A 16,175-nucleotide genomic window follows, 5' to 3' on the forward strand; every position below is an offset into this window, starting at 1 on the left:
AAATTATTTTTTTAGCGGTATTTTTAAGTAGGTTTTAAAGGTATTATTTTCTTCTGTTTTTTCAAGTATAAATTTACCTTTATACATGTACTCTAATCTTTTGGTTAAGTTATCAAAACCAATTCCTGTTGAAGAATAATTCTCGCCTTCAACAGTATAATTAAACGTGGAAATCTCTAAAAAATCCTCTTTTATTTTAATGAATATAACTGCTTTTTCCTGCTCGCTATTAAATTTTCCGTGTTTAAAAACATTCTCTACAAAATGAATCAAAGCTGATGAAAGAATTTTTTCATTCGAGTACTTTCCTTCAATTGAAAAATCTAGATACAATTGATCTTCAAATCGTTTTTTCTGTAAATGAATGTAGTTTTGAATAAACTGAATTTCTTTTGAAAGTACCGCCTCATCTTTTTCTGTTTCTGTAATAACATAGCGCAGTAAATCGGAAAGCACCAAAACATCCGAAGCCATTTCATCATCTTTTAAAACCAACTGACTGTAAAAAGAATTCAATGTGTTAAATAAAAAATGTGGACTAACCTGTGCTTTTAACATTTGAAATTCAGCTTTTTTATTCTCCAAAAGCAATTCCTGATTTTGATGTTGTGTAGTATGATACTGCCAAAACAAAAAAGTCAATGCGCTTAAAATTACAGCCGGCAATCCGAAGAAAAAATTATCTTTTATGTAATAACCTATTTCTCTGGCTTCTTCATAATAGTTGTGCATTCCAGTAATATTAAACATAACGACTTCTTGCAAAAAATAGCGAACAGCTGCAAAAAGCAATAGCGAAACTGGAATTGTCAGAATATAAAAAAGTAATTTCTTCCTGTTTAAAAACCATTCACAGAAGTAGTAAAAGTTGAGGATGTAAATACAAAATATTGCTAACAAATGAGTTGGCGTAATTCCATAACATATTGCTTTGATTACAATTTCTATTTTTTCATCATTAAGTCCAATATCCCACAAAATGTACGTTAGAAATAATAAAAAGAAAAAGACAATGTGATAGTAAAAAGGGATTCTTGATTTCATAGTTTTTGATAATTAATTCAAAAATACAACTAAGCCTTAAATAGAAAATTAAATTTATTTGAAACATGCTTTTTTAAGGATCAAATATCAAAAACATTACACGAAATTATTACGCCATAAATCTCGTGTGTTTGTAAAATGAAATCCTACGTTCATCAAAAACAAAAAATAGAATTCAAAAGACAACATACATTTACCATGAATTTAAAAAATAACAATCATGCAAAAAATTATTTTATTACTAGTTCTCATCATATTTAATCTATCATCTGCTCAAACAAAAAAGAAACAAATATTATTATTTGGAAGTTTCCATTTTGAAAATCCTGGGCTTGATGTTGCTAAAGTAAATACGTTTAATGTAATGTCTGATAAGAGCCAGAAAGAACTCGAAAACATTACCAATAAAATTAAAAAATTTGGACCTGATAAAATTTTCGTAGAATGGAATTTTAAAAAACAAGATAAATTAGATAAGTTTTATGCTAAAAATACTGATAGTTTATTAAAAAACGATTCAGATGAAATAGTACAAATAGCTTTAAGATCAGCTAAAAAATTAGGGCATAAAAAATTATACGGAATAGATTACAATGATACTGATTTTCCATATGATAGCTTAGTAAAAGAAATGAAAGCTGCCAATCAATTTGATTTAATCAAGAAGAATGAAGAAACGATAAAACATAATGAAACAGATTTCAATACAAAAATCACAAAATATTCGTTGACCCAGTTACTTTTGGATGTTAATACAAAAGATATCAGCTGGTATCTTGAAACAGCTATTAAAGGAGGAAAAACAGATAATTTTGTGGGTGCTTTTTTAGTTTCAGAATGGTACCGAAGAAATCTTTATATGTATGCTTTAATTGAAAAGTTAACAGAAAGCAAAGACGATAAAATAATGGTTTTATTAGGGGCCGGACATACCGCTATAATTAGAGAATTTGTAAAACATAATTCTGAATACGAAATTGTAGAATTATCGACAGTTTTAAAATAGTGTTTTTCTAACCGTAAAACACACCACAACTTATGCAAAGTTCGTAAAGTTATATATAAATAGCTTTACGAACTTTTCGATTTTATAGAACCTCAGAACTACATACAATTTATGTATTTGAATAAAATCATTTTCCAAAAGCAATTCAATTCCATTTTTACAACTAGCCGTTAAATAGAGAATTATATTTATTTAAAAGATACTTTTTTAGGGATGAACTATCAAAAACATTACACGAAATTATTACACTTCTAATTTCATATGTTTATAAAATGAAATCCTATGTTCATCAAAAACAAAAAATATAGGTCAAAAGGCAGCATACATTTGCAATGAATTTAAACACAAAATCATCATGCAAAAAATTATTTTATTACTAGCCCTTATTACATTTAATCTATCATCTGCTCAAACAAAAAAGAAACAAATCTTGCTAATTGGAACTTTTCATTTTGCAAATCCAGGAAATGATGTTGCCAAAATAAAAACATTTAATGTTATGTCCGAAAAAAGTCAAAAAGAGCTTGAAACCATGAGCGACAAAATCAAGAAATTTGGTCCAGATAAAATTTTTGTTGAATGGAGATTCACCAAACAAGCTGAATTAGATAAGTTTTACAATAAAAACACTGACAGTCTTTTCAAAAAAGATGCAAATGAAATTACTCAATTAGCACTTCGTGCGGCGAAAAAACTAAATCACAAAAAATTATACGCAATTGATTATCGCACTCCATTTCCTTACGATAGTTTAATGATGAGTATGGAAAAAGCGGATCAAAAGGATTTGATGGAGAAGACTAAAAAAATGATGGAAGAATATCAGAAAGAGCAAAATGAGAAAATTTCAAAAAGCACTTTAACAGAACTTATGCTTTATTTCAATAAAAAAGAAACTGATAAAGATAACTTACAATGGTACTTAGAAGTAGCAAACAGAACTGGAAAACCAGATGATTTTACGGGAGCTTCTTTAGTTTCAAATTGGTACAAAAGAAACTTATACATGTATTCTTTAATCCAAAAACTAACTGAAAGTAAAGATGATAAAATAATGGTTTTAGTAGGCGGTGGTCATGCTGCAATGTTCAGACAGCTTATTGAAAATGATCCAACGTTTGAACTTATAGAATTATCGACTGTTTTGAAATAAGTTTTTTTTACTAAGGATTGTAAATACAAACGCAAAGTTCGCAAAGCTAAATACATACAGCTTTGCGAACTTTGCGTTTATAAAAAGATTGTTTTTTTTATATAGCCCTTGGTTGAAACCACGTGGACACAATGCATATCGCAATCTGTATATCACAATCTGTATATCACAATCTGTAACATCGTGGAGCATCCTTATAGTTGAAACCACGAGCTGTATTGAAATACAATCCGTAAAATTTTATTGATTTAGCTTTTCGTTTATATTTACTATCCCAAATTAAATTCTAAGCGTACTTTAAGGTAAATCCAAAAAAAAAATCCATTCCTTTCGGAATGGATTTTCTATATAAATTGATTTCTTATTTTAATTAAGAAAGAGCAGCTTTAACTTGGTCAGCAGCTTCTTGAAATTGAACTGCAGATAAGATTGGCATACCTGAATTGTCAATTAATTCTTTTGCAATTTCAGCATTTGTTCCTTGCAAACGAACGATGATTGGCACATTGATAGCGTCTCCCATGTTTTTGTAAGCATCAACAACACCTTGAGCAACACGGTCACAACGAACGATACCTCCGAAGATGTTAATTAAGATAGCTTTTACGTTTGGATCTTTCAAGATAATTCTGAAAGCTGTTTCAACACGTTTTGCATCAGCAGTTCCACCAACGTCAAGGAAGTTAGCAGGCTCAAAACCAGCATATTTAATTAAATCCATAGTTGCCATTGCAAGACCAGCTCCGTTCACCATACATCCTACAGTACCGTCAAGGTCAACATAGTTTAGACCAACTTCTTTAGCTTCAACTTCGATTGGATTCTCCTCACGGATATCTCTCATTTCAGCATATTTCGGTTGTCTGTATAAAGCGTTATCGTCGATATTAACTTTAGCATCAACAGCTAAAATTTTGTTATCAGATGTTTTTAAAACTGGGTTGATTTCAAACATTGAAGCATCAGAACCAATGTAAGCATTGTATAATGAATCGATGAATTTAACCATTTCTTTGAAAGCATTTCCAGAAAGACCTAAGTTAAAGGCAATTCTTCTTGCTTGGAAACCTTGTAATCCAACAGATGGATCGATTTCTTCAGTAAAGATTAAGTGTGGAGTGTGCTCAGCAACTTCTTCAATATCCATTCCACCTTCAGTAGAATACATAATCATGTTACGACCTGTACCTCTATTCAATAAAACAGAAACATAAAATTCAGACGTTTCACTTTCACCTGGATAGTAAACATCTTCTGCAACTAAAACTTTGTTTACTTTTTTACCTTCAGCAGATGTCTGAGGTGTAATTAATTGCATTCCGATGATTTGTCCAGCGATTTCTTCAACTTGTTGCAAGTTTTTAGCCAACTTAACTCCACCACCTTTTCCACGACCACCTGCGTGAATTTGTGCTTTAATAACATGCCATCCTGTACCAGTTTCGGCAGTTAATTGTTTTGCAGCAGCTACAGCTTCAACCGCATTGTTAGCCACAATTCCGCGTTGAATGCGTACTCCGTAACTTGCTAAAATTTCTTTTCCTTGATATTCGTGTATGTTCATAATATAGAATTTGTCTGGTTCTGAATTTATTTCAGAATAAAAGTGCGACAAAAGTAGCAAAATTCAACTTAATAGTAAAATCTTTTTCAATTAAAAAACACCTCAAATAGGTATTATAGGATTATTCTTTTTCAAAGCAAACAAATCGTTACCGAAACACTTTGTTAATGTTAACTTAAAATCACTATATCGTTTGAGATTTAACAAAAAATTCACCGAATTCAGTAGCTCAACGACGATTTTTCTTAATATATTTTAAAGCGCATTGTCATTTTATCATTTCGCAATGGGCAATATAACATTATTATCAATTAAGAAGCGTTTTTCTATTATTACAACAAAAATGTAAGTCAATTTATAATTTCAATACATTATGTTTAACGAAATCTTTATTTTTGTAGAAAAAATATCAAGAATGAAAGTTAAAGAACAAGGGCTTTATTTGCCTGAATTTGAACACGACAATTGTGGTGCAGGATTTATTTGTAATTTGAATGGTATTAAATCAAACGATATTATTCACAAAGCATTAGACATCTTAATTAAATTGGAACATCGTGGTGCCGTTAGTTCTGATGGAAGAACTGGAGACGGAGCAGGGATTTTGTTTGATATCCCTCATGATTTTTTTAAGAAAGTATGTGACTTTGAAATCCCAGAAGCGCGTGAGTATGCAGTAGGAATGGTTTTTTTACCAAAAAGCAAAAACCAAGTTTCTTTTTGTATTAATGCATTTGAGGCAACTATTAAAGATCAAAACTTAAAAGTTTTAGGTTGGAGAGATGTGCCAGTTGACGTTGAAAATTTAGGGCAGATCGCCGCAGAAAAAGAACCAACAGTTAAACAAGTTTTCGTTTCTAAAAACGGACAAGATTTAACAGAACAAGAATTTAATGCAAAACTTTTTGCAGCTAGAAAAATTGCTGAACATGCCGTAAGAGGATCTAAAACTTCTGAAAGCCACATGTTTTATTTTACTAGTTTATCGACAACTACTATAATATATAAAGGTCTATTGATGCCGGAAGACATCAGCCGTTATTATATAGATTTGAAAGATCCAGACTTGGTGACTCGTTTAGCGCTTGTACACCAACGTTTCTCTACAAATACATTCCCTTCTTGGGACTTAGCTCAACCGTTTAGATACATGTGTCATAATGGTGAGATCAACACACTTCGTGGAAACGTAAGCCGTATGCGTGCTCGTGAAGAGCTTATGCAGAGCAAAGTTTTTGGCGATGATATCAAAAAATTATTCCCAATTATCTTAGAAGGAAAATCAGATTCTGCTTCTATGGATATGGTGGTTGAACTTTTATTAATGACAGGTCGTTCGCTTCCAGAGGCAATGATGATGGTTGTTCCTGAAGCTTGGGAAAAACACCAAACCATGTCTCCAGAAAAAAGAGCTTTCTATGAATACAATGCTTGTATCATGGAACCTTGGGATGGCCCAGCTTCTATCCCGTTTACAGACGGTAACGTAATTGGTGCTTTACTAGACAGAAACGGATTGCGTCCTTCTCGTTACACACTAACACATAGCGGTTTCGTAATCATGTCATCAGAAATTGGTGTACTAGATATCGATCCAGAAGATGTAATTCAGCACGGACGTTTAGAGCCAGGAAAAATGTTCTTGGTTGACATGAACGAAGGTCGTATTATTGAAGACGAAGAAGTAAAAAAATCAATCGTTACAAAACGCCCTTACCAAGAATGGTTAGATGCTAACTTACTACCTCTTGCTAAAGTTCCTTATACCAATAACCCTACTCCTGTTGAAAAACTAGATTTTTTAACAAGACAACGTTTATTTGGTTACACAATTGAAGATTTAAAAACAATCATCAACCCAATGGGAGGTCAAGGAGCTGAAGCAATCAGTTCTATGGGTAACGATACACCATTAGCTGTATTGTCAGACCAACCTCAATTGTTATACAACTATTTCAAACAATTATTTGCTCAGGTTACTAACCCGCCTTTGGATGGTATTCGTGAAGAAATTATTACTGATATTAGTTTAGCAATTGGTGGTGATTTCAATATTTTCGAAATTGAGTCAAAACAATGTAAAAAACTAAAAATCCAAAATCCAGTTATTTCTAATGAGGATTTGGACAAAATAAGAAACATTGATCACGCAGATTTCAAATCGGCTACCATTTCTACTTTATACAAAATAGAAAAAGGAGTTAACGGTTTAGAACGTGCACTTGAGAAATGTGTTCAGGCAACTTTCAAAGCTGTTTCTGAAGGATGTAATGTTATCATTTTATCAGATAGAGGCGTAAGTGAAGAATTAGCTCCAATTCCAATGTTATTGGCTTGCTCTTACATTCACCACTCTTTAAACATCTTACAAGTTCGTTCTAAATTCGGAATCATAATTGAATCTGCAGAACCTCGTGAACCTCATCATTTTGCTTTATTATTCGGATACGGCGCAAGTGCAATCAATCCGTATATGGTAAACGAAATCATTTACGATCAAGTTGCGCAAGGTTTCATTACTGGAGTAAAAGCTGATTATGCGGTTGTAAACTACAACAAAGCGATTGCAAAAGGAATCGTTAAAATCATGAACAAAATTGGTATCTCTACTTTACATTCATATAGAGCTGCTCAGATTTTCGAGATTTTAGGTTTAAACAAAACATTTACTTCTAAGTACTTCCCTTACACTCCATCTAGAATCGAAGGAATTGGTTTAATGGAAGTTGAAAAAGAAGTAAAAAAACGTTTCCAAAAAGCCTTCCCAAATTCAAAAGTAGCAAGTTTGCTTTCTCTTGAAATTGGAGGTATTTACAGATGGAGACGTGGTGGTGAAAAACACATGTTTAACCCAACCACTATTTCTAAATTACAACAGGCCGTTCGTTTAAACAGCCCAGAAAGTTATAAAGAATACTCAAATGCCGTTAATGAGCAAAGCTCAAACTTAATGACCATTAGAGGTTTATTTGAATTCAATAATTTGGATCCAATTTCTATTGATGAAGTAGAACCTTGGACAGAAATTGTGAAGAAATTCAAAACGGGTGCAATGTCTTATGGATCTATTTCTAGAGAAGCACACGAGAATTTAGCAATTGCAATGAACAGAATTGGCGGAAAAAGTAACTCTGGAGAAGGTGGAGAAGATCCAAAACGTTTCCAGAAAGAAATTAACGGAGATTCTAGAAATAGTGCAATCAAACAAGTTGCGTCAGGACGTTTTGGTGTTTCGATCAACTATTTGACAAATGCTAAAGAAATCCAGATTAAAATGGCTCAAGGTGCAAAACCTGGTGAAGGCGGGCAGTTACCTGGAGAAAAAGTAGTGCCTTGGATTGCCGAAACTAGAAACTCTACTCCTTATGTAGGTTTGATTTCACCTCCTCCTCACCACGATATTTATTCAATTGAAGATTTATCTCAGTTAATTTACGATTTAAAAAATGCGAATCGTGAAGCGCGTGTAAATGTAAAATTAGTTTCTGAAGTTGGAGTTGGAACTATCGCTGCCGGTGTTGCCAAAGCAAAAGCTGACGTTATCTTGATTTCTGGTTATGACGGAGGAACGGGAGCTGCACCATTAACATCTTTACAGCACACAGGTATTCCATGGGAACTTGGTTTAGCTGAAGCACAGCAGACTTTGATCTTAAATGATTTAAGAAGCCGTGTAGTTTTAGAATGTGACGGACAATTGAAAACTGGTCGTGACGTTGCAATCGCAGCTTTATTAGGAGCTGAAGAATTTGGTTTTGCAACTGCACCGCTTGTAGCTTCTGGATGTATTATGATGAGAGCTTGTCACTTAAATACTTGCCCAGTTGGTATTGCAACTCAGGATCCTGAATTGAGAAAAAATTTCAAAGGAACGCCAGAGCACGTAATCAACTTCATGTATTTTATTGCTGAAGAATTAAGAGAAATCATGGCACAATTAGGTTTCAGAACCTTAAAAGAAATGGTAGGTCAATCACAAAAATTAAATGTGAACAAAGCGATCAAACATTACAAAGCAAATGGTTTAGATTTATCACCAATTCTATACAAACCGGAAAAAGCAAAAACGCAGCCAAATCACAATACAACTACTCAAGATCACCAACTTGAAAACGTATTAGATTTTGATATTATCAAAGAAGCGATTCCGTCTATTTATAGAAAAGAAAAAACAAGAGTAACCTTTAAAATTAAAAATACAGACCGTTCTGTAGGTGCGATTTTGAGTAACGAAATCTCAAAAATTTATGGCGCACAAGGATTACCTGATGACACTATTTTAGTTGATTTTGAAGGTTCTGCCGGACAAAGTTTTGGTGCTTTTGCAACAAACGGATTGTCATTTAAAATTCACGGAAACTGTAATGATTACTTAGGAAAAGGGCTTTCTGGAGGAAAACTAATTGTAAAAGTCCCTCCTACTGCAACTTTTAAACCAGAAGACAATATCATTATTGGAAACGTTGCCCTTTACGGAGCTATTACCGGAGAGGCTTATATTAATGGAATGGCCGGAGAGCGTTTCTGTGTTAGAAATTCTGGAGCAACTGCAGTTGTTGAAGGAATTGGAGATCACGGATGCGAATACATGACTGGTGGTACCGTAGTAGTTTTAGGAAAAACAGGAAGAAACTTCGCAGCTGGTATGAGCGGTGGTGTAGCTTATGTTTACGATCCAAATCAAAAATTCGATTCGACAGTTTGTAACATGGAAATGGTTGCATTCGATCCGTTGGAAGAAGAGGACGTTACAAAACTAAGAAAACTGATCAAAAATCATTCATTGTACACAAGCAGTCCATTAGCAAAAAGAATTTTAGCAGACTGGGAAAATCAACAACAGCACTTCGTAAAAGTAATGCCGACAGATTACAAAAAAGCATTAAAACGAATTGCAGAAGAAAAACAAATAGAAGAATTAATAGCTGATTAAGAGGTTCTGAGCTACAAAGGTGCAGAGTTACAAAGGTTGAGTTTTTCAACTCACATTTTACAACTCACATTTCACAACTCACAACTAAATTTAATAAAAATGTCATGGGTAAAATAGGCGGATTTAAAGAATATAACAGAGCCGACGAAAGTAATTTAGCTGTAGCTGAACGTGTTTCTAACTACAACGAATTTACTATTCCGTTAGCAAAAGATAAAGTAAAAGAACAAGGTTCAAGATGTATGGATTGTGGTATTCCTTTTTGCCACAGTGGTTGTCCGTTAGGAAATTTAATTCCTGATTTCAACGACATGGTACATCAGGAAGAATGGCAAAGTGCATTAGAGATTTTACAATCTACTAATAACTTTCCTGAATTTACAGGACGTTTATGCCCTGCTCCATGCGAAAAAGCATGTGTATTAGGAATTATAAAAGATCCAGTATCAATCGAAAACATCGAGAAAAACATCGTTGAAATTGGTTTTGCAGAAGGTTGGATTAAACCACAAACTCCAAAAACAAGAACAGGAAAAACTGTTGCTGTTATTGGTTCAGGACCTGCAGGTTTAGCAGCTGCTCAGCAATTAAACAGAGCAGGACACACAGTTACTGTTTTTGAAAGAGACAACGCTATTGGAGGTTTATTACGTTACGGAATTCCAAACTTCAAATTGGAGAAAGGAATTATCGACAGACGTGTAGCGATCCTTGAAGCAGAAGGAATCACTTTTAAAACTGATGTAAATGTTGGTGTAAACTTCAGTGTAGAAGAATTAAACGCATTCGATTCTATCGTTTTATGCGGAGGAGCAACTGAAAGAAGAAGCTTACCAACTAAAGGAATCGAAAGCAAAGGCGTTGTTCAGGCAATGGATTTCTTAACACAGCAGACTAAAGTTTTATTTGGAGAATCAATTCCTGATCAGGTTAAAGCTACTGGTAAAGATGTAATCGTTATTGGTGGTGGAGATACAGGTTCTGACTGTATTGGAACTTCAAACAGACACGGAGCAAAATCGGTAACTAACTTTGAGATTTTACCAAAACCTCCAGTTGGAAGAAGCGAGTCAACGCCATGGCCTTTCTGGCCGTTGCAGTTAAAAACATCATCTTCTCACGAAGAAGGATGCGACAGAAACTGGTTGATCAATACAAAAGAATTCATTTCTAACGATAAAGGCGAATTAACTGGATTAAAAACTGTTGAAGTGCAATGGAAAATGACTCCAGGTCAACGTCCTGAATTAATCGAGAAAGAGGGTTCAGAGAAAATCTGGCCTTGCGATTTAGCTTTATTAGCTTTAGGATTTACAGGTCCAGAAAAAACTTTAAGCGAGCAATTAGGAATCGAAACTGATTTTAGAAGCAATTACAAAGCGCATAACTATCAGACAAATGTTCCTCACATTTTCACTGCTGGTGATATGAGAAGAGGACAATCATTAATCGTGTGGGCTATTTCAGAAGGTCGCGAAGCTGCAAGAGAGGTAGATTTGTTCTTAATGGGCTCTACAAACTTGCCTACTAAAGGAAAAGGAGATTTACCTAGCCTATAAAACTATAAAAACACAACACATACTATTGACAAACCCTTGAATTACTATTCAGGGGTTTTGTTTTTTTTTTGCCACAGATTATCATGATTAAATGGATTTTTTTGTTAGCCACGAATTACACAAATTTTCACTAATTTTTATTTTCTGGCCGACTTCTATTTCAAACATAACCCGTGGTTTCAACCACGGGAAACGTTACGAATTGGACGCAATCATATATTATGTTCCCGTGGTTGAAACCACGGGCAATATTTTAATCATTTTGCGAAAAATTAAAAATTAAAAATTGGCAAAAAATTTATGTTCTTTTGAAGCATCACAATGGGCATTATAATAAACATAGTTCCCGCTTTCGGCTATATCTCTCCGTTCCACTGCGAGGATACCGCCTCAATCGGGGCTAAATCAAAACATCTTGCTTCTTTTAAAAATTGGAAAAAATCCATTTAATCATGATAATCTGTGGCATAAAAACAATTTCAACAGCATTCAAAAATTAGTCAAATTCGTCAATTCGCGGCCAAAAAACTTAGTATCTTAGTACCTTATAACCTTAGCATCTTAGAAAAAGGTTACAAAAACTCAAAATAAGCAACTTTTTGTTCAAAATTAAACAATTTGTTACAATTTGTTATTTTTCTACAATTTATTTGCTGGTAATCAAAAGTGTAATAACTTTGCCCAAAATGATTTAAAAATGCAAGCAAAAGATTTACTGCAGTTAGCAGACCAATTTGGAAGTCCATTGTATGTTTACGATGCCGAAAAAATCCAATCTCAGTACAACAGGTTAACTAAAGCTTTCTCTAAGGTAGAAAACTTAAGAGTTAATTATGCCATGAAGGCATTGTCAAACGTTGCGATTCTTCAGTTATTAAAGAACATGGGGTCTGGCTTAGATACTGTATCAATTCAGGAAGTTCAGTTAGGACTTCATGCTGGCTATGAACCCGAAAAGATTTTCTTTACACCAAACGGCGTTTCTCTTGAAGAAATTGAAGAAGTTGCTGCAATGGGTGTTCAAATCAATATTGACAATTTATCTATTCTGGAGCAATTCGGAACAAAACATCCTCATATTCCAGTATGTATTCGTATTAATCCACACGTAATGGCGGGCGGAAATGCAAATATTTCTGTTGGACATATCGACAGTAAATTCGGAATATCTGTACACCAGATTCCGCATATCTTGCGAATTGTTGAAAACACAAAAATGAGTATTGTTGGAATTCACATGCACACAGGATCTGATATTTTAGATATCGAAGTATTCTTGTATGCTGCTGAAATCTTGTTTGATACGGCTAAACATTTCAAAGATTTACAATTCTTAGATTTCGGAAGCGGATTCAAAGTTCCTTACAAAAAAGACGATATCGAAACAGACATCGAAGAATTAGGTAAAAAATTATCTAAAAGATTCAATGCTTTCTGTACAGAATATGGCAGAGATTTAACGCTGATTTTCGAACCAGGAAAATTCTTAGTAAGTGAAGCAGGTCATTTCTTAGTAAAAGTAAACGTAGTAAAACAAACAACATCAACAGTTTTTGCTGGAGTTGACAGTGGTTTCAACCACTTAATTCGTCCAATGTTGTACGGATCTTCACACCATATCGAAAACATCTCAAATCCAAAAGGAAAAGAGCGTTTTTACTCTGTTGTAGGATACATTTGCGAAACAGATACTTTTGCCAACAACCGCAGAATTCAAGAAATTACTGAAGGAGATATTTTATCTTTTAGAAATGCCGGAGCATATTGTTTCTCAATGTCTTCAAACTACAATTCAAGATACAAACCAGCCGAAGTTTTATGGATGAACGGACAAGGAATCTTAATTCGCCAAGCTGAAACATTTGAAGATTTACTTAAAAATCAAATTCCGTTACCGCAAGAAATTGCTGCAACAGTTTAAAATAAAAAAAAGAGAATATCACTTTAATCCCGTTTCTTAATTGAGGCGGGATTTTTTTAATTATCGTGAAAATAAACTACAGAACCTGCATGAGAAACCAAAAACTAAACACTTAAAATCAAACAATCATTTACCATATTTCCTTTTTATAGAAATTTACACCATCGAAATAAAAAGGTAAAACTTTACAAACTAAATAGAAATTATTCAAAGTTTAGAGACCTCAATTAATATTAAACTTTTAATATTATTTTTGCAATTGAAGGGCTTTACCATCCAACTTTATTTAGTATCAAATTCACTGTAACGACAGAACTACTGCGGATATAATTAGAAAATTAACCAAAAAATGAAAGAAAAAAAAATTGTTGGATTTATCACTGCCTCAGATCCTAATGATAAAAGAAGCTGGTCGGGTATTCATTACAGAATGTATAAGGCTTTATTAAATGAATTTGATGAAGTATATGTACTAGGTCCGATGCCAAAAAGCAGTGCATTAAACAAAACACTTAAAATATTTAACAAAATTCATGTAAAATTATTTTCTAAAAAATACAATGTTTTTCACAACATTCTAGTAAGTAAATTTTATGCTTCTAAAATTAGTACAAAGCTTAAAAGAAAAAAAGTAGACATACTATTTGCTCCCGCCGCTGCTACCGAAATTGCATATTTAAAGACTTCTACTCCTATTTGTTATTTATCTGACACTTCTTTCAGTCAAATAAATGAATACTACAAAATCTTTTCAGGAATATCAGCTTTATCTATTAAAGAATCGAATTTAATTGAACAGAAAGCAATAAACAATTCTTCTACCCAAATTTATTCCTCTAAATGGGCAGCAGATTATGTAATAAATAATTATAAAGCAAACAGTAAAAATGTTCGTACCGTAAGTTTTGGCGCTAATATAGATTACATTCCTGAAAAAACTGATATAAAAAAGGATTTTGGCGGTACAATTAACTTTCTTTTTTTAGGAGTCGATTGGGAAAGAAAAGGTGGAGACATCGTTTTAGAGTCCTTAAATATTTTAATAGATAAAGGATTTGATATTACCTTAACCATTTGCGGTTGTGTTCCTCCAAATCAGATTACAAATTCTAGAATAAAGGTTATCCCTTTTTTAAATAAAAACAAATCAGAAGACTATAATCTTTTTTTAGAAATATTATTTCAGACCCATATTTTATTTGTTCCAACTCGTGCAGATTGTACTCCAATAGCATTTTGTGAAGCCAATGCATTCGGAATACCAGTAATCACAACAGATACAGGTGGTGTAAATTCTATTATCGAGAATGATATAAATGGTTATGCCCTATCGTTTGAAGCAAAACCAATTGAATATGCCAATCAAATTCAAGACCTTCTAAATAATCGCGAAAAGCTGAAAGAATTAGCAGAACAATCGAGACTGAAATTTGATAACGAGTTAAACTGGAATTATTGGGGCAAAAAAATGAGAGAAATATTTCTGTCAACAATCGAAAAAGAAGGTTAAAATAAATTATTTTCCCCGCTGGAGCGAATATCCCTTTAATCCCGTTTCTTAATTGAGGCGGGATTTTATTTGTTCAATCTTGTCATTTCGATCCCGAAGCCTCTGGAGAGAAATCGCACTCTTAACTCAACAAAGATTAGCGATTTTCTTTACGGAGTTTCTATTGCGATTTCTCCCTTCGGTCGAAATGACAAGATTGTCGAGAATTGGAATTTGGAATTTTAATAATTTGAGCATCTCCCTTCGGGCCGGGCTTTCGGCTATATCTTTTATTCCGTTTCACTTCACAAAAGGATACCGCCTCTATCCCTGATGCGGTCTTGATTTCATAAGTAAGTAAAATTTTCGACATCATTTTGATTTTCATTTATACTATAATTAAATTAATTATAAATTAGCCGTGATAATATCAAGAACCAATTTTCTATAGAAAAATCAATACAATCATTTTTACAAAAGTTAACGAAACAGAATTAAACATGAAACAAACCATTACGTTACTATTCTTAATTATAACATATTTAACTAATGCTCAGGAAGGTAATGAAATTGAGATTGATCTAGAAAAATATTTTTCGAAAATAAATGAAGAAAATATTGAATATCTTATTCCCTACAGAAATTATGAGTCAATGTTTGGATGGTATGATATGCGTGATGGAAAGTTCGTTACTCCCGCAATTTTTAATGAAGTCGATTTTGAGACAAATAAAACTTTAACCTTTACATATAATTCTATTGAATATAACTTTAGCTTACCGCACAAAATTGAGCAAGTAAAATGGGTACGTGGTTTTCCTTCAGATGATCCTATTGTTGATGATAGTCTTTTAGGATTTCATGTAGAGAACCAAACGATCGACAGATATTCAAGTAAATTTAAAAAAGTTCGCATCATAAATGAAAAATCAGATCATAAGATTGGTATTGCAACCAATTTAGAAAACATGCAAGGAATAATAGATGAAAAAGGAAATATAGCTGCAGGCTTTGATTTTAAATTTAGTGAGATTGATTATTTCAAAAATGACAAAGATGAAATATATTTTATAACTAAAAAACCTTCAGAAAAATTATACGTAATCTATTCAAAAGATGGAAAGGAAGTATCTATGCGGCCAATAATCGATTATCGTTTGGTTTCTCCCTACAAATTGATCAAACATGGGGAATATCCTTTTCAAACGGAAAAAATTTGTGTCGTGACTTTTCCAAATTATGAAGATAATATCTTAGATGAAAATACTTTTAAATTTATTCTATCAAAAGGCGATTATGGAATATCTAAAGTCAATGTACGAGAGTTAAAAATTAATGATAAGAAAGTAAAAAAATATATTTGTCTCGCAATTAATAATGATGGATTTTATTATGTTGATGAATTAGGTATTAAATATAAATATATGATTCAATAAACTGATAGCTCAAATTTGAGCTATAAACACCTGTAAATCTTTATAATAAATCAAAAAAAAAAAAAAAAAA

Annotated in this window: 9 protein-coding genes; 7 read left to right on the top strand and 2 right to left on the bottom strand. The window is 32.9% G+C overall.

Annotation, left to right across the window (positions count from 1 at the left end):
• Nucleotides 1-3 precede the first annotated feature (3 nt).
• Nucleotides 4-1,044 carry a sensor histidine kinase gene (locus tag B0A81_RS08650; protein ID WP_089057651.1) on the bottom strand — a complete coding sequence of 347 codons (1,041 nt, stop codon included), beginning with the start codon at nucleotides 1,042-1,044 and terminating at the stop codon, nucleotides 4-6.
• Nucleotides 1,045-1,264: 220 nt separating this feature from the next.
• Between B0A81_RS08650 and B0A81_RS08655 the strand changes: the two genes are divergently transcribed.
• Nucleotides 1,265-2,050 carry a DUF5694 domain-containing protein gene (locus B0A81_RS08655; RefSeq protein WP_089057652.1) on the top strand — a complete coding sequence of 262 codons (786 nt, stop codon included), beginning with the start codon at nucleotides 1,265-1,267 and terminating at the stop codon, nucleotides 2,048-2,050.
• A gap of 355 nt (nucleotides 2,051-2,405) precedes the next feature.
• Nucleotides 2,406-3,203 carry a DUF5694 domain-containing protein gene (locus tag B0A81_RS08660; protein ID WP_089057653.1) on the top strand — a complete coding sequence of 266 codons (798 nt, stop codon included), beginning with the start codon at nucleotides 2,406-2,408 and terminating at the stop codon, nucleotides 3,201-3,203.
• 370 nt (nucleotides 3,204-3,573) lie between these two features.
• On the opposite strand, the gene sucC is transcribed toward B0A81_RS08660, so the two are convergent.
• On the bottom strand, nucleotides 3,574-4,767 hold the full coding sequence (gene sucC, locus B0A81_RS08665; RefSeq protein WP_089057663.1) for an ADP-forming succinate--CoA ligase subunit beta: 1,194 nt from the start codon (nucleotides 4,765-4,767) through the stop codon (nucleotides 3,574-3,576).
• 415 nt (nucleotides 4,768-5,182) lie between these two features.
• Between sucC and gltB the strand changes: the two genes are divergently transcribed.
• The 5 genes from gltB to B0A81_RS08700 all read left to right on the top strand — a co-directional run bounded on the left by gltB (nucleotide 5,183) and on the right by B0A81_RS08700 (nucleotide 16,105).
• Complete coding sequence (gene gltB / locus B0A81_RS08670; protein ID WP_089057664.1) at nucleotides 5,183-9,700, top strand: glutamate synthase large subunit; 4,518 nt, start codon at nucleotides 5,183-5,185, stop codon at nucleotides 9,698-9,700.
• Between the two features lie 104 nt (nucleotides 9,701-9,804).
• Nucleotides 9,805-11,259: a glutamate synthase subunit beta gene (locus B0A81_RS08675; protein ID WP_089057654.1), complete on the top strand. Its 1,455-nt coding sequence runs from the start codon at nucleotides 9,805-9,807 to the stop codon at nucleotides 11,257-11,259.
• A gap of 628 nt (nucleotides 11,260-11,887) precedes the next feature.
• Nucleotides 11,888-13,180 (top strand): diaminopimelate decarboxylase, encoded by a 1,293-nt coding sequence (lysA, locus tag B0A81_RS08685; RefSeq protein WP_255409835.1) that lies wholly within the window; start codon nucleotides 11,888-11,890, stop codon nucleotides 13,178-13,180.
• A 349-nt stretch (nucleotides 13,181-13,529) separates the two neighbouring features.
• Nucleotides 13,530-14,690 carry a glycosyltransferase family 4 protein gene (locus B0A81_RS08690; RefSeq protein WP_089057657.1) on the top strand — a complete coding sequence of 387 codons (1,161 nt, stop codon included), beginning with the start codon at nucleotides 13,530-13,532 and terminating at the stop codon, nucleotides 14,688-14,690.
• Nucleotides 14,691-15,169: 479 nt separating this feature from the next.
• The gene (locus B0A81_RS08700) at nucleotides 15,170-16,105 is read left to right on the top strand and encodes a hypothetical protein (protein WP_089057659.1); all 936 of its coding nucleotides are present in this window, start codon (nucleotides 15,170-15,172) and stop codon (nucleotides 16,103-16,105) included.
• The last annotated feature ends 70 nt before the right edge of the window (nucleotides 16,106-16,175 follow it).

It is taken from the genome of Flavobacterium plurextorum (assembly GCF_002217395.1).
Taxonomy (GTDB): domain Bacteria; phylum Bacteroidota; class Bacteroidia; order Flavobacteriales; family Flavobacteriaceae; genus Flavobacterium; species Flavobacterium plurextorum.